This is a genomic window from Nitrospira sp. Nam74 (genome assembly GCF_965152615.1).
In genome coordinates this window covers 3,010,351-3,030,880 of the sequence record NZ_OZ224220.1, presented here as the reverse complement: position 1 = coordinate 3,030,880, position 20,530 = coordinate 3,010,351, and the positions used below count along the sequence as shown (strand labels likewise).

The 20,530-nt window shown below is 57.8% G+C and carries 22 protein-coding genes and 4 pseudogenes; 20 read left to right on the top strand and 6 right to left on the bottom strand.

Annotated elements, in window-relative coordinates; all coding sequences use genetic code 11:
* The first annotated feature begins 1 nt into the window (after position 1).
* The 6 genes and pseudogenes from ACWHYZ_RS14110 to ACWHYZ_RS14085 all read left to right on the top strand — a co-directional run bounded on the left by ACWHYZ_RS14110 (position 2) and on the right by ACWHYZ_RS14085 (position 5,185).
* Positions 2 to 1,480, top strand: a complete 1,479-nt coding sequence (locus tag ACWHYZ_RS14110) for an efflux transporter outer membrane subunit (protein WP_447983322.1) — start codon at positions 2 to 4, stop codon at positions 1,478 to 1,480.
* A 317-nt stretch (positions 1,481 to 1,797) separates the two neighbouring features.
* Positions 1,798 to 2,277, top strand: a complete 480-nt coding sequence (locus tag ACWHYZ_RS14105) for a nucleoside deaminase (RefSeq protein ID WP_447983321.1) — start codon at positions 1,798 to 1,800, stop codon at positions 2,275 to 2,277.
* Positions 2,278 to 2,459: 182 nt separating this feature from the next.
* Positions 2,460 to 2,849: an ImmA/IrrE family metallo-endopeptidase gene (locus tag ACWHYZ_RS14100; protein WP_447983320.1), complete on the top strand. Its 390-nt coding sequence runs from the start codon at positions 2,460 to 2,462 to the stop codon at positions 2,847 to 2,849.
* A gap of 56 nt (positions 2,850 to 2,905) precedes the next feature.
* A pseudogene (locus tag ACWHYZ_RS14095) lies at positions 2,906 to 3,382 on the top strand (glutathione peroxidase).
* A gap of 415 nt (positions 3,383 to 3,797) precedes the next feature.
* Positions 3,798 to 4,862 carry a patatin-like phospholipase family protein gene (locus tag ACWHYZ_RS14090; RefSeq protein WP_447983319.1) on the top strand — a complete coding sequence of 355 codons (1,065 nt, stop codon included), beginning with the start codon at positions 3,798 to 3,800 and terminating at the stop codon, positions 4,860 to 4,862.
* Positions 4,863 to 4,867: 5 nt separating this feature from the next.
* Complete coding sequence (locus ACWHYZ_RS14085) at positions 4,868 to 5,185, top strand: hypothetical protein (RefSeq protein ID WP_447983318.1); 318 nt, start codon at positions 4,868 to 4,870, stop codon at positions 5,183 to 5,185.
* Between the two features lie 177 nt (positions 5,186 to 5,362).
* On the opposite strand, the gene ACWHYZ_RS14080 is transcribed toward ACWHYZ_RS14085, so the two are convergent.
* From ACWHYZ_RS14080 to ACWHYZ_RS14070, 3 genes are all read right to left on the bottom strand, one after another.
* Positions 5,363 to 5,710 carry a hypothetical protein gene (locus tag ACWHYZ_RS14080; protein ID WP_447983317.1) on the bottom strand — a complete coding sequence of 116 codons (348 nt, stop codon included), beginning with the start codon at positions 5,708 to 5,710 and terminating at the stop codon, positions 5,363 to 5,365.
* 10 nt (positions 5,711 to 5,720) lie between these two features.
* A complete protein-coding gene (locus tag ACWHYZ_RS14075) occupies positions 5,721 to 6,137 on the bottom strand; it encodes an exodeoxyribonuclease III (RefSeq protein ID WP_447987587.1) in 417 nt (138 codons plus the stop codon).
* 97 nt (positions 6,138 to 6,234) lie between these two features.
* Entirely contained in the window at positions 6,235 to 6,408 is a 174-nt protein-coding gene (locus ACWHYZ_RS14070; RefSeq protein ID WP_447983316.1) for a hypothetical protein, read from the bottom strand.
* Between the two features lie 134 nt (positions 6,409 to 6,542).
* On the opposite strand from ACWHYZ_RS14070, the gene ACWHYZ_RS14065 reads away from it, so the two are divergent.
* The 3 genes and pseudogenes from ACWHYZ_RS14065 to ACWHYZ_RS14055 form a co-directional block, all read left to right on the top strand.
* A complete protein-coding gene (locus ACWHYZ_RS14065) occupies positions 6,543 to 7,394 on the top strand; it encodes a hypothetical protein (protein WP_447983315.1) in 852 nt (283 codons plus the stop codon).
* 124 nt (positions 7,395 to 7,518) lie between these two features.
* Positions 7,519 to 7,686, top strand: a complete 168-nt coding sequence (locus ACWHYZ_RS14060) for a hypothetical protein (RefSeq protein WP_447983314.1) — start codon at positions 7,519 to 7,521, stop codon at positions 7,684 to 7,686.
* A 70-nt stretch (positions 7,687 to 7,756) separates the two neighbouring features.
* Positions 7,757 to 7,963 (top strand): annotated as a pseudogene (locus ACWHYZ_RS14055) (nucleoside deaminase); the annotation flags it as partial.
* 227 nt (positions 7,964 to 8,190) lie between these two features.
* Here ACWHYZ_RS14055 and ACWHYZ_RS14050 read toward each other — a convergent pair.
* Positions 8,191 to 8,769, bottom strand: coding sequence for a dihydrofolate reductase family protein (locus ACWHYZ_RS14050; RefSeq protein WP_447983313.1), 579 nt, complete (start codon positions 8,767 to 8,769; stop codon positions 8,191 to 8,193).
* Positions 8,770 to 8,915: 146 nt separating this feature from the next.
* Here ACWHYZ_RS14050 and ACWHYZ_RS14045 point away from each other — a divergent pair, with 146 nt between their 5' ends.
* A complete protein-coding gene (locus tag ACWHYZ_RS14045; protein ID WP_447983312.1) occupies positions 8,916 to 9,344 on the top strand; it encodes a VOC family protein in 429 nt (142 codons plus the stop codon).
* A gap of 97 nt (positions 9,345 to 9,441) precedes the next feature.
* On the opposite strand, the gene ACWHYZ_RS14040 is transcribed toward ACWHYZ_RS14045, so the two are convergent.
* Positions 9,442 to 10,326 carry an exodeoxyribonuclease III gene (locus ACWHYZ_RS14040; protein ID WP_447983311.1) on the bottom strand — a complete coding sequence of 295 codons (885 nt, stop codon included), beginning with the start codon at positions 10,324 to 10,326 and terminating at the stop codon, positions 9,442 to 9,444.
* 649 nt (positions 10,327 to 10,975) lie between these two features.
* On the opposite strand from ACWHYZ_RS14040, the gene ACWHYZ_RS14035 reads away from it, so the two are divergent.
* On the top strand, positions 10,976 to 11,635 hold the full coding sequence (locus ACWHYZ_RS14035; RefSeq protein ID WP_447983310.1) for a thiopurine S-methyltransferase: 660 nt from the start codon (positions 10,976 to 10,978) through the stop codon (positions 11,633 to 11,635).
* 112 nt (positions 11,636 to 11,747) lie between these two features.
* Here ACWHYZ_RS14035 and ACWHYZ_RS14030 read toward each other — a convergent pair whose 3' ends face one another.
* A complete protein-coding gene (locus tag ACWHYZ_RS14030) occupies positions 11,748 to 12,176 on the bottom strand; it encodes a DUF6010 family protein (RefSeq protein ID WP_447983309.1) in 429 nt (142 codons plus the stop codon).
* Between the two features lie 238 nt (positions 12,177 to 12,414).
* Between ACWHYZ_RS14030 and ACWHYZ_RS14025 the strand changes: the two are divergent.
* From ACWHYZ_RS14025 to ACWHYZ_RS13985, 9 genes and pseudogenes are all read left to right on the top strand, one after another.
* Positions 12,415 to 13,325: pseudogene (locus ACWHYZ_RS14025) on the top strand (Vgb family protein).
* Between the two features lie 390 nt (positions 13,326 to 13,715).
* Entirely contained in the window at positions 13,716 to 13,850 is a 135-nt protein-coding gene (locus ACWHYZ_RS14020; protein ID WP_447983308.1) for a hypothetical protein, read from the top strand.
* Positions 13,837 to 14,319, top strand: coding sequence for an FAD-dependent monooxygenase (locus tag ACWHYZ_RS14015; RefSeq protein ID WP_447983307.1), 483 nt, complete (start codon positions 13,837 to 13,839; stop codon positions 14,317 to 14,319). The genes ACWHYZ_RS14020 and ACWHYZ_RS14015 overlap by 14 nt, the downstream gene beginning before the upstream one ends.
* Before the next feature lie 205 nt (positions 14,320 to 14,524).
* The gene (locus tag ACWHYZ_RS14010; RefSeq protein WP_447983306.1) at positions 14,525 to 14,869 is read left to right on the top strand and encodes an FAD-dependent monooxygenase; all 345 of its coding nucleotides are present in this window, start codon (positions 14,525 to 14,527) and stop codon (positions 14,867 to 14,869) included.
* Positions 14,870 to 15,600: 731 nt separating this feature from the next.
* A pseudogene (locus ACWHYZ_RS14005) lies at positions 15,601 to 16,291 on the top strand (VOC family protein).
* 103 nt (positions 16,292 to 16,394) lie between these two features.
* Positions 16,395 to 17,774, top strand: coding sequence for an FAD-containing oxidoreductase (locus ACWHYZ_RS14000; RefSeq protein ID WP_447983305.1), 1,380 nt, complete (start codon positions 16,395 to 16,397; stop codon positions 17,772 to 17,774).
* An 882-nt stretch (positions 17,775 to 18,656) separates the two neighbouring features.
* On the top strand, positions 18,657 to 19,034 hold the full coding sequence (locus ACWHYZ_RS13995; RefSeq protein WP_447983304.1) for a YciI family protein: 378 nt from the start codon (positions 18,657 to 18,659) through the stop codon (positions 19,032 to 19,034).
* Positions 19,035 to 19,192: 158 nt separating this feature from the next.
* Positions 19,193 to 19,963: a DUF899 domain-containing protein gene (locus tag ACWHYZ_RS13990; RefSeq protein WP_447983303.1), complete on the top strand. Its 771-nt coding sequence runs from the start codon at positions 19,193 to 19,195 to the stop codon at positions 19,961 to 19,963.
* Positions 19,964 to 20,002: 39 nt separating this feature from the next.
* Entirely contained in the window at positions 20,003 to 20,449 is a 447-nt protein-coding gene (locus ACWHYZ_RS13985) for an SRPBCC family protein (protein WP_447983302.1), read from the top strand.
* Positions 20,450 to 20,530 lie beyond the last annotated feature (81 nt).

Below are 20,530 nucleotides of genomic sequence, written 5' to 3'. Positions count from 1 at the left end.
CATGCGCATGGCTCCTGTGTTCAGCGCCGGTTTCATCGCAGTTGTCGGGGCGACCACCGCATGTACGCTGGGTCCCGACTATCGGGCGCCAGAACCACCCGCTGTGGCCCAATACACCGCGACTCCGGTCCCAGAGGAGACAGCGGGTTCCCCGGGACCTGGCGGAGAAGCCCAGCGCTTTGTCGTTGGCCGTGACATTCCATCTGAATGGTGGAAAGTGTTCCAATCCGAGGCCCTTGACGAGCTCATCCATAGGGCGCTCTCGGACAGTCCCACGCTGATCAAGACCCAAGCGAGGTTGCGCCAAGCGCAGGAGCAGCTCACTGCGCGAACTGGGCAACAATTTCCAAAGGTGGACGCCGGCTTGTCTGGCTACGCCATCGGCATTAAACCGGACAACCTGGGCGGGACGAACTTGCCATTTAATACGCCGCTCAATCTCTACCTGGCGACTATCAATGTGTCGTACACGCTCGATCTGTTCGGTTCACAGCGGCGTGAGCTGGAGGCCCTTCGCTCCTCAGTCGACTATCAGCGGTTTGAGATCGAAGGGGCTCGTCTGATGCTAGCGGGGAACGTGGTCACCAGTGTCATTCGCGAAGCCTTGTTGAGGGAGAGAATCACGCGGATCAATGAGCTGATTGCGATTCAGGCACGACAGCTGGCCATTGCCGAGCAGCGCCAGCGGACGGGTGCGATACCAGTTGTCGAATTAGCACAACAACGGGGAGCACTCGCGCAAACACGGGCAACTCTTCCTGAGCTTCAACTCCAACTCGAACAAGTGCGCCACCGGCTTGCGGTGTATATTGGTCAGCCACCAGGCCTCGAGATACTTCCGGAATTCAGGCTCTCCGACCTTCGATTGCCAAGCGAGTTGCCAGTAAGCATTCCGTCAGAGCTTGCTCGCCAACGTCCGGATATTCAGGCTGCGGAGGCATTGCTTCATCAGGCGAGTGCGCGGGTGGGCGTAGCGACAGCGAATCGTTTCCCGCAGCTCTCGCTATCGGCCATGTTGGGATCTCTCTCTACGGACCCTGCAAATCCTCTGTGGTTTTACTTTCTGGCGGGCTCGCTCGTGCAACCAATCTTTCACGGCGGCAGCCTGAGTGCTAAGCAGCGCGAAGCAGTGGCCGCCTATGAACAGGCGGGGGCCGCTTATAAGGAGGTAGTCCTTCAGGGCTTCCGAGAGGTCGCCGACTCCTTGCGGGCACTAGAGGCGGATGCAATAAGACTCAGGGAGCGCACTGAGGCAGCGTTGCAGGCGAGAATGGCCTATGACATTACGCGAAAACGATATGAGATGGGCGCCGTGAGCCACCTGAACGTGCTCGAAGCTCAACAGCAGTACCAGCAGGCCGCGATGGAACAAGCGCAAGCCACTGCCGATCGCTATGCAAACAGTGCAGCTCTGTTTCAAGCGCTCGGCGGTGGTTGGTGGAGCAGACAGGACCAAGCTTTGAAATCGCCTCCTCCATAAGCCACTATTCACTCTTCCCCATTCATTGCTGGCTCTGCTACCCGCGTTGGTGCCAAGCTGGTGCCGAAAGACCCTGAGCCATCCTACGACCTGTGGCTCATCAGTGCTTCCGCAGGCGTGCTGCAATTCGCGAATCCGCCGAAGACCAGCCGGCGTCGAAGGGATGGCCGGGGCTGTCGATGTCGATGACCACCGGTGCGTGATCCGGGGGTAACGACTTTCCTTTCCCCGCCTCGCGATCGATGCCGGTCGGTATACTCAATAGTTTGGTCGTTCGCTATTCTTCAGTGCCGATAGTAGAATCCGAGGAACCAATCATGGTGAAGAATTTGGAAATGCAGTACCTGCGCCGCTGCGTCGAACTTGCGGCGGAGGCTCTGGAGGCGGGCGACGAGCCGTTCGGCTCTGTGCTCGTCGCAGCGGACGGAAACGTCCTTTTCGAGGATCGCAACCGCGTGGCCTCTGGTGATCGAACCCGACATCCAGAGTTCGAGATTGCGAGGTGGGCGGCGGCGAACATGACTCCGGAGGCGAGAGCGGCGGCGAGCGTCTACACCTCGGGTGAGCATTGCCCCATGTGTGCCGCAGCGCACGGATGGGTCGGGCTAGGTCGTATTGTGTATGTGAGCTCCTCCGAGCAATTGGTAACATGGCTCATCGACCTTGGAGTTCCAGCACCTCCCGTGCGATCTCTACCAATCCGTGAAATAGTCCCTAATCTAGTTGTAGACGGTCCAGTTCCAGATCTTGCTGAGCAGGTACATGACTTACATCGTCGTTTCCACAGCTCGTCGTAGTTGGCTCAGCATCCTCATGCCAATAACACCATGGTTAAAAGAAAGGGTCGGAAGTCATTGTTTTAATAACCTCTTCTGATTGCTTGCGGAACTCGCTCATCTGCCAGCTTCGTGAGATTCGGCTCAGGCAGTCCTCGGATCTCGTGTCGAGTGGGGCATCCTCGAAGAGTGTTGGCATTCTAATGCGCCGTAATGCCAAGTTTTCGGCACTGACTGTGACCGATGGCACCCGAAGATTGATTGTCTACAATGAGCGGCATCCTTCCGGACGCCAGGCCAATTCCTTGGCTCATGAGATCTCCCACATCTTGCTTGAACATCCTCCAGTTCCAGCTTTAGGAGAAGGTGGATGTAGGTACTGGAATTCTGTGCACGAGGAGGAGGCCGATTGGCAAGCTGGAGCGCTCCTTGTGCCGCGCGAAGGGGCTCTGCGGTGGCTGTATAATGGCGGAACCAATTCAGATGGGTCCGAACATTTTGGCGTTAGCCTCGCACTGTTTGAGTGGCGGATTAATCATTCGGGAGCTTTGAGGCAAGTTCAATACGGCTTGCGGAAACGATTGCGACTTTGATCCGCCCCGCGAGCGAATGGCAAATTGTCCTGGCGCAATGTTCTCGGCGAGGACCTATGAGCTTCTACGACATCGACCTCGTGACCATCGACGGCAAACCGCAGAAGATGGACGTTTACCGCAGTAAGACCCTGCTCATCGTCAACGTCGCGAGCCAGTGCGGCTTCACGCCGCAGTACGCAGGACTGCAAGCGCTCTACGACAAATTCAAGGACCGGGGATTCGTGGTGCTCGGTTTTCCCTGTAATCAATTCGGATAGCAGGAGCCGAGTGGTGAGGTCGAGATCCAGCAATTCTGTACTAGGGACTACGGCGTCAGCTTTCCGATGTTCGCAAAGATCGAGGTGAACGGCGAGAACGCGCACCCGCTCTACAAATACCTGAAGTCGGAGAAGCCCGGGATCCTCGGTACTGAGGCGATCAAGTGGAACTTCACCAAGTTCCTTGTCGGTTCCGACGGCACAGTTCTCAACCGCTATGCGCCGAGCGACAAGCCAGAGGCGATCGAGGGTGATGTGTCGGCGAGACTGTAGAAAAAGAAACACGCCAGTGGGACAGCAAAAAGCAACTCTATCCCTTCGAATCTCTTGTGGTTCATGACACATCACCTTTCAAGCACGAGGCCCGAGCTTCGTGCTTGCTTGAATTACGCTTTTGGTTGAACACAACCCGTCGCCTTGCGCAGGACGCAAAACTGATACATGGACAGGTCTGATCAAAACTCCACGCTGTTTTTTGCATCCCCCCCAATGGATTGAACAACTCTTTGTCGATGAGGTTCTGTCCCCCAACTCGCCGGTCGGCACCTGCGACAAGTAATTCGGCTGTCTGGGCGTCGTGTACAGTAAATTCGAACGTCATCTCTCCCGCAAACGCCATTCTTCAAGCATAGACCTCACGGGTCCGACGAACGTAAAATGTCGCCGTTTCAATACACGGAGTCCCTGCATGACCATTCGAAAGAACCTATGCTTCACTGCGCTGTTAAGCCTTTCTCTTGCATTGTGCAGCTGCGAGTACGTTCGACCCACTCTTAATGCGCCGTTGAAACACGTGGAACCCACAGGGGGGTATCGCATCACCAACCTCGCCCCGCCCGAGACCGACAATTCTGACGGTCTTTTTCTGGTTGCCGCATTCTCCGGTGGCGGAGTTCGTGCCTCTGCACTCGCCTATGGAGTATTACAAGAACTGGCGCGCCATGAAATTACCTGGAACGGGAAGACGAAACGGTTACTCGATGAACTCGACGTCATTTTTGCGTTATCGGGCGGTTCCTTTCCCGCTGCGTACTATGCCCTGTATGGCGATCGTCTGTTCCAGGATTTCGAACAGCGTTTTTTGCGGAAAGATTGGGACAGCGAACTTCGCTCGCGGATCTTTCGGTCTCCCAGCAATTGGTTCCGGCTTTGGTCGCCCTATTTTGGTCGTGCCCATGTTCTTGCTGAACTGCTGGACGAGGCGTTGTTCGATAAGAAGACCTATAGGGACCTGGCGGCTCGACGTCAACGGCCGCTCCTTGCGCTTCATGCCACCGATATGACGACCTTGTCTCGCTTCGAATTTACGCAGGGCACATTCGATCTGCTGTGCTCAGATCTTACCCAATTGCCTATCGCCTGGGCTTCCGCGTCGTCTTCAGCGCTGCCGCTGGTTCTGAGCCCGATTACACTCAAGAACTACGCGGGGCAGTGCGATTACCAGTCTGTCGACTTGCTCGAGCGAGCCAAACGTGAAGGTGGGCTCGCAGCGCAGGTAGCCAACGAAGGTTTGTCCTATTTGGATGTGGAGAAGCGGCCGTATGTCCATCTCGTTGATGGGGCTCTCGCCGATAATATGGCACTCCGTGGCATCATCGAAGCGGTTGGCGTCGTTGGAGGGTACGAGGAATTATTGAAACTATCGGGCGTGAAGAATATCCAGAAACTCGTCATCCTGGCGGTGAATGCGGAGACGACCCCCGACGCCGTTGAATATCGGAGCGATGAAGTCCCGATCATGTCCCGGCGATGAGGTCTATGATTGACGCTCCAATCAATCGGTACTCATTCGATACCGTCATGTTGATGCGGCTCGCGCTCAAAGAGTGGCAGAAGGAGCTCCGCGAGAAACCGCGGGACCCCGCAAGCCCCTTCGCACGGGATGCCAAAATCTATTTCATCAACGCCAGCCTCGGCGAAGTCGCTGATCCAGACGAGCGGCTCTCGCTGATGAAAATTCCAACGACGCTCTATCTTACAGACGAGCATATCGATCGCTTGGTCCGTGCCGCGTCACACCTCATCTTGCACGATACTGAATTCCAGCGGCTCATGGACGATGTTCAGCAAAAATGAAGCGGCTCCAGAGCCTCGGTATTTATGATGGGCTCGTAGGGACGAGACAACGAATGCCTGGAAGATACCTGCAGGCGGTGCTGGCGCGGTTGCTCCTGATCCGGTTCATGGCTTCAGCCTGCTGAACATCATGCTCTCGCCATGTGCGATCGTCTTTGGTCATGCGGCCGGATTCTTTCACATAAATATTCCATAGCGCCTTGCACCGAAGGTCTGATGCAGCGCTCTCCCGTGTGTCGGCCACGTGCAACTGCCGCTAAACTGCGAGAGATACTGAACGGCATTGTCGTCGTGCGTGCTCCAGTTGGCCTCATCGTCATTGATGAGTTGCAACTCGTCGGTGTAGTGCTTCCAGAGATCGGTGCAGGAGGAATTGAGCGCGAGAGAGGTCGCTGGGGCCGGATCGGGCGAAGCCTCTTCCTCCAGATCGAACAACATGCATCCCAAGACAGTACACAATCCGAACAAGAGAAACGCCAGTCGCATGACTTCAGCATAGGGGAATGGATCTAGGGTATGCAGCACGTGAAGCTCATCACTGCTTTCCCAGGCGTGCCGTAATTCGCGAGTCCGCCGAAGCCCAGCCGGCATCGAATGGACAGCCGGGGCTGTCGATGTCGATGACGACCGGTGCGTGATCCGAGGGTATAGGTTTTCCCTTCCGCGCCTCGCGATCGATTTCGGCCCAAACAACGCGGTCTTTTAACGGCGCCGTCACGAGCAGGTGATCGATGCGCATGCCGAAGTTTTTATGAAAATTGCCGGCGCGGTAGTCCCACCACGTGTACCGACCGGGTTCCAGGTGATGCAGTCGGTACGCATCTACGAATCCCGCGCTCAAAAGTCGCGCGAAGGCCTGCCGCTCGCGCTCGGACACGTGCGTACCGCCATGACACGCGCGGGGGTCCCACACATCGATATCGTCCGGCGCCACATTGAAATCCCCGCCGATGACGTCGATGTATCATGAGTGACGGCCTGATTGATCCAGGGAAACAGTCTGTCGAACCACGCGAGCTTCGCTTCATAAAACCACATAAGTTTGAGGGTCAGCTCTTGCCATCCGGCGAAAGCTTCGGACAGAAAATCGTCACGGCGCCCCGGTCGGCCCCGATCTGAATGCCCCATGCGCGTGTGCATTCCGGCATCGGGGAAGGATCCCGAGTGCCGACCATGACCGAGACACCTGTCTTGAGGAGGTCAACGATTGCTTGAGGAATCATGGGTCTTAGGAAAGATTTAGGGGAACCTTAGCATAGTTTTAGGAACCATGTTGCTGAACGCGGTGTTATTGTCCCCTCACAACAAATGAGAGGAGCGCGTTCCGATCGAGCGCGTGAAACACAAGGAGGGTGCCATGCGATACACATTATTCAGTTCACTCGCGTGCTTGCTGATTGCGATTGCGTCAACGCAGGTCTGGGCGCAAACTCGTCAGAGTGCGACGGAGCCACGAGGCGGCGATGCGGCAGTCGTTTTTGTGGCCCATGATTACGGGTTCAGCGGCCCCGACCGTCTTGCAGCCGGTCTCACGACCGTGCAAATCGTGAATGAAGGTCGAGACCTCCACCACATCCAGTTTCTCAAGCTGCTGCAAGGCAAGTCGGCGGCTGACTTCCGCGCGGCCATCGCGGCCGATCCAAGCCGCCTGCCCGCATGGGTGCAATATGTCGGTGGACCAAACGCCCATCCGGCTGGCAACCAGGCATCCGCCACGGTCAACCTGACCGAAGGGGACTATGTTGTCATCTGTTGGATTCCGGATAAGAACCGCGTGCCCCACGTCGCGCTGGGGATGCAGAAGGCGCTGTCCGTCCGGGGAGGAAAGCCGATGATAGTCTCACGGCCGACACCTTCAGTGACGATCAAGCAAATCGATTATCAATTTATTTTTTCAAGGCCAGTGGAATCCGGCCTTCAGACGATAGAGGTCATCAATCATGGGAGCCAACCCCATGAGCTTGTCGTCGTGAGGCTGACGCCTGGGGCCACTGTCAAGGATGTGATCGCCTCGTTCGAGCCAGGTGCCTCTGGTCCGCCTCCGGGCGAATTGGTGAGCGGAATAACGGGAATCGAGAAAGGGGAGCGCATGTACTTTACAGGCGAATTCGAGCGAGGGAGGTATGGATTGATCTGCTTTGTCCCTGATGTGACGACGGGACAGCCTCATTTCCTTCTCGGTATGACGACCGAGTTCACTGTGGAGTGATGAACGAGCGGAAACCGACCGCTGCACGGGAATAACCATAAAGCCGGTGGGGATGGCACCTGACCGGCTTTATGTTATCCCTGTGGATCTCGAGAACCATCCGATGCATCGGAGGCCCTGTGGCTTGTCGCTACTTCCGCAGGCGCTCCGCAATTCGCGCATCGGCCGAAGCCCAGCCGGCATCGAACGGACAGCCGCGGCTCTCGATGTCGATGACCAGCGGCTCGTGATCCGAGGGTACAGGTTTTCCCTTCCGCGCCTCGTGATCGATGCCGGCCGGTATAGTCAATAGTTTGGTCGTTCGCTATTCTTCAGTGCCGATAGTAGAATCCGGGGAACCAATCATGGTGAAGAATTCGTAAATGCAGTACCTGCGCCGCTGCGTCGAACTTGCGGCGGAGGCTCTGGAGGCGGGCGACGAGCCGTTCGGCTCTGTGCTCGTCGCAGCGGACGGAAACGTCCTTTTCGAGGATCGCAACCGCGTGGCCTCTGGTGATCCAACCCGACATCCAGAGTTCGAGATTGCGCGGTGGGCGGCGGCCGCGCCTCGCGATCGATTTCGGCGCACACAACGCGGTGTTTTAAGCGTCGTCACGAGCAGGTGGTCGATGCGCATGCCGAAGTTTTTATGAAAATTGCCGGCGCGGTAGTATCACCACGACTCGGCCGCCCCACAAGTTGGCCGCGCATATGTGAATTGTGGTACCGCTGTCGAACCGAGGCTTGGAACAGTCCGATTCCTGGCGGTGCTTTTCGTGTCTTGGGCGTCGGTTCAGGCTGGCGGCTCGGTAAAGCATCAGCCGGCTCGCAGCGATCCAACGGGTCGATACGTGTTCATGAGCACTCCCGAGGACGCGGGCTTCGCGCTGACGAGAGCGAGTTCGCGGGGGTCAGCACTGTCCGAAAACAAGCGTTTGCCCCGGCCCAGCAAGACCGGATAGACGAACAGCAGAATTTCGTCGACCAGTCCCTGCTCGAGCAGTACCGGCGTCAGCGTCGAACTTCCCCAGACGATCAGGTTCGGGCCGTCCTTTGACTTGACGCCGCGAACGCGCTCCATGATGTCCGCCCCTAAGTCCTTGACCGAACCCCATCCGAGGCTGTCCGGCCTGTGGGTCGCGACGTATTTCGTCGCGGCGTTCAGACCGTCCGCTATCGGATCGTTCTCGACCTTCGGCCAGTGGCCGGCGAAGATATCGTAGGTGCGGCGGCCAAGCAGCAGATCGAATCTCCTGCCCTTGGCCTTCGCCCATGGCCGAATCGAAATACGCATAGCCCGTCCGCCATGCGGGTAGTCGCTGTCTTCATAACGTCCGCCAGGCACCTGGATCACGCCGGCCAGGGAGATCTGTTCGATGATCCTGATCCTTCTCATTTTGAGCCCCCTTCCGGTAGTTGTAAGCGGGGCCGGAGTGAGGCAGCATAAGGGTATTGCGCCCTGGCTCGGGCGATGCGAATTAAATATCTTTTGGAATCGCTGATCCTCCTCCAAAAGACGATTCCAAACTAGGCAACCGTGCTATGCCGCAGGGGAGTCTGCAGCATACTTATAGTTCGGCAAGAAACATTATGTATCCTTTTGGTCACATTGATTTGAGAGCCCGAGATTTGGACGCGGCTTATCCATTTTATTCCAGAATACTGCCTGAATTGGGGTTTCGGAATGAATGGCGGGGAGAGGGGGCGTTTTCGTTTCAGGCTGAGGGGAAGTTCCCAAAATTGTCATGGTTTGGAGTTATCGAAGATCATAATCACGTGCCCAATGCCACGAGGCTTGCTTTTGCAGTTGAGAGCTGTGGGGAAGTAGATCGGTTGGGTGAGATTGTTCGAGTCGCCGGAGCCATCAATATTGAAGGGCCAGAGGACATGCCATATGCCCGAGTATACTATGCAGTGTATTTTGAAGATCCTTCTGGCAATCAGCTTGAAATTTATTACTGTGAAAAGTAAGTCATCATGAAAAAAGGCCTGAGTCCGAAAAGGGGTCGCCCATCTGCCCCGCGTCTCAACCCATTTTTTAGAGCCATCCAGGCCCCGTGCGAATGACTCATCGCGGCTTCTGCAGGCGCTCCGCAATGCGCGACTCCGCCGAAGCCCAGCCAGCCTCGAACGGATGGCCGGGGCTGTCGATGTCGATGACCAGCGGGGCGTGGTCCGAGGGCACAGGTTTTCCCTTCCGCGCCTCGCGATCGATCTCGGCCCAGACAACGCGGTGTTTTAAGGGCGTCGTCACAAGCAGATGATCGATGCGCATGCCGAAGTTTTTATGAAAATTGCCGGCGCGGTAGTCCCACCACGTGTACCGACCGGCTTCCGGGTGATGCAATCGGTACGCATCGACGAATCCCGCGCTCGAAAGCCGCGCGAAGGCCTGCCGCTCGCGCTCGGATACGTGCGTACCGCCATGACAGGCGCTAGGGTCCCACACATCGATATCGTCCGGCGCCACATTGAAATCCCCGCCGATGACAGCGGCCGATGTATCCGGAGTGACGGCTTCGTTGATCCAGCGAGTCAGCCTGTCGAACCACACGAGCTTCGCTTCATAAAATGGCGAGTCCACGAGACGGCCGTTCGGCGCATACACACAGATGATGCGTACGCCGCCGCATTCGGCAGCGAGCATCCGCGCCTCAGCCAGCGGTTCATCGTCGCCGATGTCAGACGTTCGCCCCGGCCGTAATGGCTGGCCAAAATTGGTTATGATGCGGTCAATGCCGTACCGGCTCGCGATCGCCACGCCGTTCCATCGGCCCTCGCCATGGTGCACCAGCTCGTATCCGGCCTCTTTGAACGTGTTGATGGGCGCGTCCGCATCCGCCAGCTTCGTTTCCTGCAGCAGAAGCACGTCCGGCTTCGCCCGATCCAGCCACCACAGGACCTTTTCCAGGCGAGCCTTCAGCGAATTGACATTCCACGTCGCAATCCTCATGACAAACAATTCTCCGCTCTCGGTCGACTCTGCCTGGATGTTGATGCTGCTTTCATTGGTATTCCGAGCGTCTAACTTGCCAAAACTCCCGGCAGTTCGATCGCTGCAGGAAGGAGCCTCCCGTGCCCGAGGAGCCCGCACGTTTCTTGAGTCCACGCATTGCCTCTAGGAGTCTGTCCGAGTAATGCCATTCTACTGCGGCAAACGATCTGCAGGCATCTGCGTCGTTCTCGGCTTGAAAACATCCTCAACGTATTCCAGCGAATACGCCTCCGGTTTTTTCGAGCGTGCGGCCTGGCATCTGCCAGCATCTCCTTTTCCTCGCAACGAACGATTACTCGGACAGACTCCTATCCCGGATGACTCATGAATGCCGTCGCGAGGCAATCGAGACCGAAGCCTTCAATTCCACCCGCCCACCCCCATGCGCCAAGACGCACTCTTCCGTGAGCTTCTCGCAAACGAGGGCGACGCAGGCGTACTTGCGGTCCATCGAGGAGATCGAGCGAGAAAAGCCTCGCCGGGCGAAAGAATCGGGTGCCGCAGTAGGCGTTCATCAATAATCCGGGCTAGAACTCAGAGAAGGGAATAGTGTAGCTATAGTTTGCGCCAATTGCATTGTGTCTGATAGCACTATTGGGAGGCGGACATGGAATCGGAATTCTGGCACCAACGTTGGGCATCGAACCAGATCGGCTTTCATGAAGGCCAGGTCAACGCCTATCTGGCGGGTCACTATGAACTCCTGGGGCTGACGCCGGGGCAGACCGTGTTCGTGCCGCTGTGCGGCAAGAGCGTGGATCTGCGCTGGTTGGCCGACCAGGGCGCGCACGTTCTGGGCGTCGAACTTAGTCCGATCGCGGTGAAGAGTTTTTTCGCCGAGCAGGAATTGACGCCCCGGACCCGCAAAGAAGGCGCATTCGCGGTCTGGGAGAGCGGCCCGATCCGAATTCTGAGTGGTAACTACTTCGCGCTCACACCCGCGCACCTCGCCGGCGTACACGCCGTGTACGACCGCGCCGCGCTGATTGCCCTGTCGCCCGAGCGGCGTGCCGACTACGTCGCGCACCTCGATCGGCTGTTGCCCGGTGCACGCCGGACGCTGCTCGTCACGCTAGAATATCCGCAGGAGCAGATGCAGGGGCCGCCGTTCTCGGTGGCGGAGAGTGAGGTGCATAGGCTGTTCGCCGATGCGCGCGTCGAGCGGCTGGGCGCGCAGGATGTGCTGGCCGACAATCCGCGTTTTCGTGACAAGGGGCTCACCCGTCTGCTGGAATGCGCCTACCTCATCAGGGAGGATCGGGCGTAGGGATGTTGGGGCGCGGATCAAGGACCGATAAAGTACTGGTCGCCAGAACTTCCCCCCGAAAACGCCTGGTGCGGTTCATTCGGTCCCGCCGCGCGAGGGACGACTAGCAGTCTCACCACCACCAAATCAGTAAGAATGCCCCAACGATCCAGTCGTACACAACACAGAAGGGGATGTACCAATGCGGCGTATCGGCGTAAGGGCCGTGGCGGTGATGAAAGAGGTCCCAAAACCCATGGGCTACGTATCCTCCGGCGATCAAGAGCGGATTGAGCTGCAGCCCCACAAGCCCGATGACTCCGAATGCCAGGCCGCCAACCAGCTCGATGATGTTCGCGCTCGGACGGCCGTCCCGTGCGGCGAACCCGACATAGGCTCCGCCAATCATAGCGAGCAGGAGTGCACCCCATTGCTGAGCCAGGGGTTCCGAGAGCAAAATAAACACCGGGACCGTAGCCACGCCCAACAGCAGCCCGGCCCAGTATGGATGCGCGGCCAGGAAATTGGCCTCAGGCTCAACGGTGACCGTCTCAACACTCATGAACGCACTCTCCTCTTCGTGTCCAAAGAAGAAGTCAACGGCGTCCCAGTGTTAGCTTAACAAGCAGAACAGGAAAAGGGGCAAGTCCTTTGGATAGCCACCCGCCGAGTGGAGGTTTTCTTCCAAGTCGCATGAAGAGGCAAAGATGACTTGGGCAGGTCGACATGGTTTTGTTGTGACGGCTAGCGTGCTTCTGCTGGGGCTGGTCAATGACCACGCGCTCCCTGACATATCGACCATGCGTGGCGAGTCGATGCAGGAGTACGCTGTCCCTGCCGGCTCGCACCCGCACGATGTCGCGCCGGCGCCGGATGGCAGTGTCTGGTATGTGGGTCAGGCTTCCGGCGAGTTGGGCCGGTTGGATCCCGCGAGCGGCCACGTCCATCGCATCCTGCTGGGAACGGGATCGCGGCCGCATGGCGTCATCGTGGGTCTAGACGGTGCGCCCTGGATCACGGATGGTGGCCTCAATGCCATTGTCCGCGTGGATCCCAAAACCGAAACCGTCAAGGTCTTCCCCCTCCCAGCGGATCGGAAAGGGGCGAACCTCAATACGGCGACGTTCGATCGGGGTGGACGGCTTTGGTTCACCGGCCAAAGTGGCGTGTACGGGCGCCTCAATCCAGAGGATGAGAAACTGGAGGTGTTCGATGCCCCGAAGGGTGTCGGTCCGTATGGCATTACGACCGCACCGGACGGTACCGTCTATTTCGTCTCGCTCGCAGGAAGCTATCTGGGGCGGATCGATGGCGAACGGGCCAGGTCACGGTCTTCGAACCGCCCACCCCGAAGGCCGGCACACGGCGAGTCTGGGCGGATTCGAAAGGCAATCTCTGGGTCAGCGAATGGAACGTGGGAAATATCGCTCGATATTCGCCTGCCGAGAGGTCCTGGCAGGAATGGCATCTGCCCGGCAGCAAGCCAGGCGCCTATGCGGTCTACGTCGATGAGACCGACAAGGTCTGGTTGACCGACTTCGGGAGTAATGCGTTGGTACGGTTCGATCCCTCATATGAGCGCTTTGAAAACTTTCCCATTCCCTCGCCTAACGCTCAGGTGCGGCAATTACTAGGGCGGCCTCGTGAGGTCTGGGGCGCCGAGTCCGGAGCGGATAAACTGGTCGTGATCAGAACGGTTCAAAAACCGTAAGGTTGTCTTTAGACGCGCGGTCTGAACGAAGACGCCTCGGGTCCCGCCAATCGCGACGATTCACTCACCGACACTATAGGGCCAGCCATTCTGAAGCCATCCATTGCATCTTGCTCATGTGAGTATAGGACGCCGCCAGGGTGCTGAACACCCTCGTGACGGAGACGCAAGATTGGGCCGTCGCTCGCTTTGAAACGGCGCCACTTATGCTCTAGAGTTTGCATTGGCTTGGACGCTGAATGGAGAGGCAGCATAGCCAGATATGGACGGGATACGACGATCTGATATCAGACGCCTCGGAGTTGATCTCTAAACCAACCTCGACTCGTGGAACTGACTGCAGAGAAGATCTCAACTCAATGCTGCATTGTCTGCGGTGGGCTGGCCGGGATGATGCTCGGCTTGATCAGGCCCGCGCCGGAGTGTCGGTCGTCGTGGCTCGAGAAGCACGCCGATTTCCTCCGCGACTTCCGCGGGGACACCGTCCATCCCTCTACACTGGAGATGATGCATGCCGCTAGATGATTTGCTGAAGCTTCCGCACCAGAAGGCTTCCCAGATCAACGGTATATTCGACGGATTCTCGGTAACCGTGGCCGATTTCTCCCCTTTGCCGGTCCGGTGTCCGTACATCGCCTTTATGCCGCAGTGGGACTTTCTTAATTTCCTTGCCGGTCAGGCATCCCGTTATCCGACCTTCACGCTGCGAATGGAGGGCGAAGTCAGCGAGCTCTTCGAGCAGGACGGTCGAGTGGTCGCGGTGCGCGCGAGAAAAACGGACGGGGAGATGGAAGTGCACACCGGCCTTGTGGTCGGTGCAGATGGCCGCCACTCCGTTGTTCGGACTCAAGCCAGCCTGCGCGTTGATAATCTCGGCGTCCCGATGGATGTGTTGTGCTTCCGACTGTCCCGGGCTGTCGAGGATCCTGACAGTCCCGTCGGACGGTTTGAATCGGGACGGATCTTCATCATGCTGAACCGTGGGGACTACTAGCAGTGCGGGTTCGTGATCCCGAAAGGATCTGTGGAACGCCTCCATGCCGAAGGTCTGCCTGCGTTCCGGACGACCGTCGCGCAGCTCGCACCGTTTGCCGAGCACCGTGTCAACGAACTCACGGATTGAGATGGCATCAAGCTGCTGACGGTCACAGTCGATCGCCTTCGCGAATGGTCTCGGCCGGGCCTGCTGTGTATCGGCGATGCCGCACGCTATGTCTCCGGTTGGTGGAGTCGGGATCAATCTTGCAATTCAGAACGCGATCGCCACGGCGAATCTCTTGGGCGCACCGCTTCGTGAGGGTCGGCTGACGACTGAATCTCTGCGCTGCATCCAACGCCGGCGCGAGTGGGCGACCCGGGTCACACAGCGACTGCAGCTCATCGTTCAGAATCGGGTCATCAGCCGAGTGTTGAGCCGCACGGATGGGCTCGCGCTTCCGCTCGCGCTGCGAATGCTGGCGCAGTTTCCAATTCTCCGGCGCATTCCGGCCCGACTCATCGGGATCGGCGTGCGGCCGGAGCATGTGCGGATGCCAAAAGAGTAAAGCTAACGAGATCTGTGCGATGGATGCCAATCCTAAGTCCCGCGTGAAAATCGCTTTTTAGCGTCTTGCCGCCGAGCCCTTTATTCTGACCATCTCTTCGGCAACTTTCCGCCACCGCCCAGCAAACACACCTTCTGCTTCTAGCTTCTTCGATTCGAAGAGTGAGCGTCTCTCCTCAATACTCCAGATGGTGTAGGTCGAACTCTCGCCTTGTGCCGGGAATTAATTACCTTGACGCGCGCGCATGGTCCTCCTACCTTCACACCACGGGTTAGCCAGCGCCTCTCATCGAACAACAACTGGTGTCGGCGCGCTTCGAGCTGGCGCAGAGCGCCATGAGGACGCCGATTATGTTTCCACCACACCGCGAAGCTTTCCGAACTGCAAGGCAAGCATGCAAAATAGGTCTTCCTCGCTGCGATCGTCGGCAGCGCGATCGAGGCCCGATCTTAGTGAAGGGCAAAACTGTGATGCAGTAGACGGCGCTGCAGCGGTTCGATGACACATTGAAGGTGAGTTCCCATCTCTCTGCGGCACAATGCTGGTTCAACTTGAGGCCCTGGACGGCGGCAGCCTGCGCGTAAAGGTAGTGATCAGTGTGCACACGCCGGACTTTTCGTTCGAGCACGAACAGATGAACGCAGAAAATGCCGATTCGAGAAACGAAATGATCGGCCACTCTGCTCGACCACAAAGGAAACAAAGAGACGACACAACTCAGGAGGCAAGTCATGAAGATCAACGAAGTCCGTAGTAACGACGCGATCAGCGATGCGATCGCCGCGAAAATGGACATGAAGCTCGAGGTGGTCGTCATCCCCGTCTCGGATGTCGACCGTGCCAAGGAGGTTCTACCAGAGGCTCGGGTGGCGGCTCGACGCCGACTTCGCCGCCGGTGACGACTGGCGCGGGATCCAGTTCACGCCGCCTGGCTCGGGGTGTTCGGTCATCTTCGGCAAGAATGTCACCGCGGCGACACCCGGCTCCGCCAAGGGCTTGTATCTGATCGTGTCCGATATCGAGGCCGCCCGCAAAGAACTGTTCGATCGCGGCGTCAAGGTTAGCGAGGTGTTCCACGGCGCCAGCGGCGTGTACGCCGGAAAAGATGAGCCTTACCTGTTTGGGCGAATCCGGCTCAACGGTCCGGATGCCGAACATGGCAGCTATCGCTCGTTCGCCTCGTTCAGTGACCCTGACAGCAACGGCTGGTTGTTGCAGGAAGTCACAATGCGCCTGCCCGGTCGCATCGACTCCGCGACAACGACCTTCGGATCGGCGAACGATCTGGCGAGTGCCTTTCGGCGTGCCGAGGCCGCTCACGGACAGCACGAAAAGCGCATCGGGCACCGCGACGAGAACTGGCCCGACTGGTACGCCGCGTATATGGTGGCGGAGCAGGCTGGGACGGAGCTGCCGACGTAAGCGACTGCGACGTGATCGTTGTCTGCGACGGCCTGTCCGGCGAGCACTGTGCCGGTGCGCTCGCCGAAGGTGGCCCAGCCATCTTCCTTAAACGAGGTGCCTCGTGTCGCGACATTTCGACGCCGTCATCATAGGGACCGGCCAGGCAGGCCCGTCTTTGGCTGCGCGGTTTGCGGACGCCGGCATGGCAGTCGCCATTATTGAACGCCACAAGTTTGGTGGCACATGTGTGAATACGGGGTGTATACCGACAAAGACGCTCGTTGCCAGTGCCTACGCCGTCCATGTTGCTCGTCGAGGCGCCGAATATGGTTTTGCTGTCAATGGCGATGTCCGCGTCGATATGAAGCGTGTTAAAGCCCGCAAGGATGAGGTTACCGGGCGGTCGACCAGGGACGTAGAGGAATGGTTGCGAGGGCTCAAAAATTGTACGGTGATCCAAGGCCATGCCCGATTTCAGTCGTCCCGCACCGTCGTGGTCAACGATGAAGTCCTGCAAGCCGACAAAATTTTCATCAACGTTGGCGGACGCGCCTCGGTTCCCGCGATGCCGGGAATTCAGGATGTCCCATTTCTCACAAACTCATCGATGATGGATGTCGACTTTTTGCCGGAGCATCTTGTCATTGTTGGTGGGAGTTACATCGGGCTTGAATTCGGCCAGATGTATCGCCGGTTCGGAAGCGAGGTCACGATCATCGAGATGGGAACCCGACTCATAGGGCGGGAAGATGAGGACGTCTCCGAGAACGTCCAGGAGATTTTAGAGGCGGAGGGTATGGGCATCCGGTTAAATGCGACGTGCGTTTCGATGGCACGGGATGGCGACAAAGTCCTCGCTGGTGTGAGCTGCGAGGAAGGGCCACCGGAGATGCTGGGCACCCATCTTCTGCTCGCCGTAGGACGTATTCCCAACACACAAGATTTGGGGCTGGACAAGGCCGGAATTGTCACCGACGAACGAGGCTACATTGTCGTGGATGAGGAACTGAGTACGAATGTCCCAGGGATTTGGGCGCTTGGCGATTGTAATGGCCGCGGTGCATTTACGCATACTTCTTACAATGATTATGAGATCGTTGCGGACAATCTTCTGAATGGAGACCACCGCCGCGTTTCAGATCGAATCCAGACCTATGCTCTCTTCATCGATCCGCCGCTCGGGCGCTGCGGGATGACAGATGCTGATATTCGAAAGTCCGGCCGCCACACGCTGGTTGCAAAGTATCCCATGCAGCGAGTAAGCCGGGCCGTTGAGAAGGGAGAAACGCAAGGCTTCATCAAAGTGACTGTTGATGCAGACACAAAACAGATCCTGGGTGCGGCGATCCTTGGAACTGGAGGCGATGAAGTCATACACGTTTTGCTGGATGTTATGTATGCACAAGCGCCCTATACGATCATACAGCGTGCAATGCACATCCATCCTACGGTTGCCGAATTTCTGCCCACCGTCTTGTCCAAACTGGAATCCTCCGCGTAAGAGGCAAAACGCAGAGGAGGAAAAAAATGGCAAATCCCATTCTGGTAGAGCCGTGGCGGGACGGCCTGATCGAGCGCGGCTTGACCGCGCGGGACGCTACGACGGGATGTCGGACGACGTGCTCATGCTAACGGGACAAAGGCCGCTGAGCGTGCAGCAGTTCGTCAGGATACATGCGGCGACATTCACAGCGTCGGCAAAAGCCGCGATTTCGAGGTCGAAAATAGGGTCAGAGTCGCACGCGGACCTTTCGGGTTATGGCTCGTCCGCCTCGTCTCAGTCTCGCCGCTTATCCGCAGCACGTAATCCAAGCGTCGCAAGAATCGGCAGCCCATCTTTCTCGCCCGTCGTTCATCAAGGTTTGGTGTCAACTTTCCGTTTGGCTGCATACAGGACTCGAGGTAAAGGGTCAGGTCTTGCAATCAAACATCGAGGGCGATCTGAAGGTTGCAGCGGATGGAACGATGATGGGTCTGCCTGTTGGCACTGCAAGAGATGATGTTCTGATCCGCGTGACCACTCGGAACTCGGCTCCACGTTTCTCGTAATTTCGGGCCACCTCAGTCTTGCAATCACACATCCGGTCCCGCATGCGAAGGGCCTCGGCTTCATATTCTCAGGGCATTGCTGTCGCGCTTGTCAGAACACGCCATAGTCAGGTCGGATTCTTCTCCCAAAGATCGGTGCGACAGTACATCAAGGTCTCTCCTGGCTTGTCGTTAAAAAGAGTCTGGATGCCTTTCGACCCGCTGCCCAAGCCGTTTCATAAGTCATTGAAATGATCTGTGCTTGTCGAATCCGCACCTCGATGTCGATTTTGCTCATCAGGAGCGACTATCAGACAAGAACAGCGTTTCATCATCAATTGGGAGATTCTAAACCATGAAATATCTGCTCCTCTGTTGCCACGAAGAGAACAAGCAAGACTCCATGTCTAAAAGCGAGTGCGTCGCCATGATGGAAGAGACCATGGCTTACTGCGAGGCGCTGAAGAAGAGGGGGCACCTCATTGCGGTGGAGCAACTCGAATCAGTTCAGACGGCCATGACCGTCCGAGTCCGAAACGACAAGCTATCCGTGACCGATGGTCCCTTTGCTGAAACGAAGGAGCAGATCGGTGGCTTTTTTCTGATCGAGGCCCGAGACCTCAACGAGGCCATCCAGGTGGCCTCGAAGTTTCCATCCGCGCGGTTCGGCAGCCTGGAAGTGCGGCCGGTCAGGGACTTTCCAGGCAGCAGCCGGCCTGCGGAAGCATTGTAAGGGGGACCGTATGTGTCCGGTATGTCTGACAACTCTGGCACTGATTGCGGCAAGTGCGGCCTCGGCGGGCGGCATGGCTGCTCTCGTCAAAAAGAGAATTCATGCGCCTGAACAGCGCAAAGACAATCGCCTACAACTCAGATCAAAGGAGGCTTCTCATGACCAAGAGTACGAGAGAACATCCGAACGTGGTGTCACGCGAGGACTGGCTCGCAGCGCGGCTTGAGCTGCTCAAGGCGGAGAAGGAACTCACGCGGAGCAGCGATGAGTTGTCCCGGCGGCGGCAGGAACTGCCGTGGGTTCGCATTGACAAGAACTATCGGTTTGAGACCGACGAGGGGACCGCCTCGCTGGCGGACCTTTTCCGTGGGCGCTCGCAGCTCCTGGTCTACCACTTCATGTTTGGGCCCGACTACACCGCTGGCTGCCCGTCCTGCTCGGCGATCGCGGATGGCTTCAACGGATTCGTCGTGCATCTGGCCAACCATGACGTAATGCTATGGGCCGTGTCGCGAGCGCCGCTCGCGAAGCTGCAGGCGTACAAGCGACGAATGGGGTGGACGTTTCCCTGGGCGTCCTCGTTCAGCAACGACTTCAATTTCGACTTCGCCGTCGGTTTCACCAATGAGCAACAGCGCGACGGAGAGATCGAATACAACTACGAGCGCGAGGGACCATGGGAAGGCGCTGGGGAGGGGGCTGTGACTTTCGCCGCGATGAGCGGGACTGATCCCGCCACGTATCTGCGCGAGAGACCAGGCATGAGCGCGTTCGCGCTCGACGGCGGGGTCGTCTTTCACACTTATTCCACCTATGCGCGCGGAGTTGACGGCCTTTGGGGCATGTACCAATGGCTCGACCGCGCCCCAAAGGGCCGCAACGAGACGGGAGTCTGGTGGCAACGCCACGACGAATACGAGAAGCCCTGAGCGAGCCGTGGGTCTAGGCTACGGAAAGGAGAATAAATCGTGGGAACGAATACGATTCGATTGCATCGTGTGTTTCGGGCCTCGCCGGAAAGGATTTACCGGGCGTTCCTTGATGCGGATGCCATGGCGAAATGGCTGCCGCCGAATGGATTTACCGGCAAGGTCCATCATCTGGATCCCAAGGTCGGTGGCACGTTCAAGATGTCGTTTGCCAATTTCACCACCGGCAAGAGCCACTCCTTTGGCGGTCAGTATCTCGAACTCGTGCCGCATGAATGTATTCGCTACACGGACAACTTCGACGATCCGAACCTGCCGGGAGAAATTCGGGTGGCGGTCACGTTGAAGAAGGTATTTTGTGGAACCGAAGTGAATATTCTGCAAGAAGGTGTGCCCGACGTGATTCCTGCCGAGGCATGCTATCTGGGCTGGCAAGAATCGCTGATCCTTCTCGGGAAACTGGTCGAAGCGGAGATCCCAGACTGATCGCTTGAAGCTGCCCGACCACTGCACAACGACTCTCGTGGTCGGGCTGGCCGCCGTCGTATTTGCATCTCACGAGCTGAG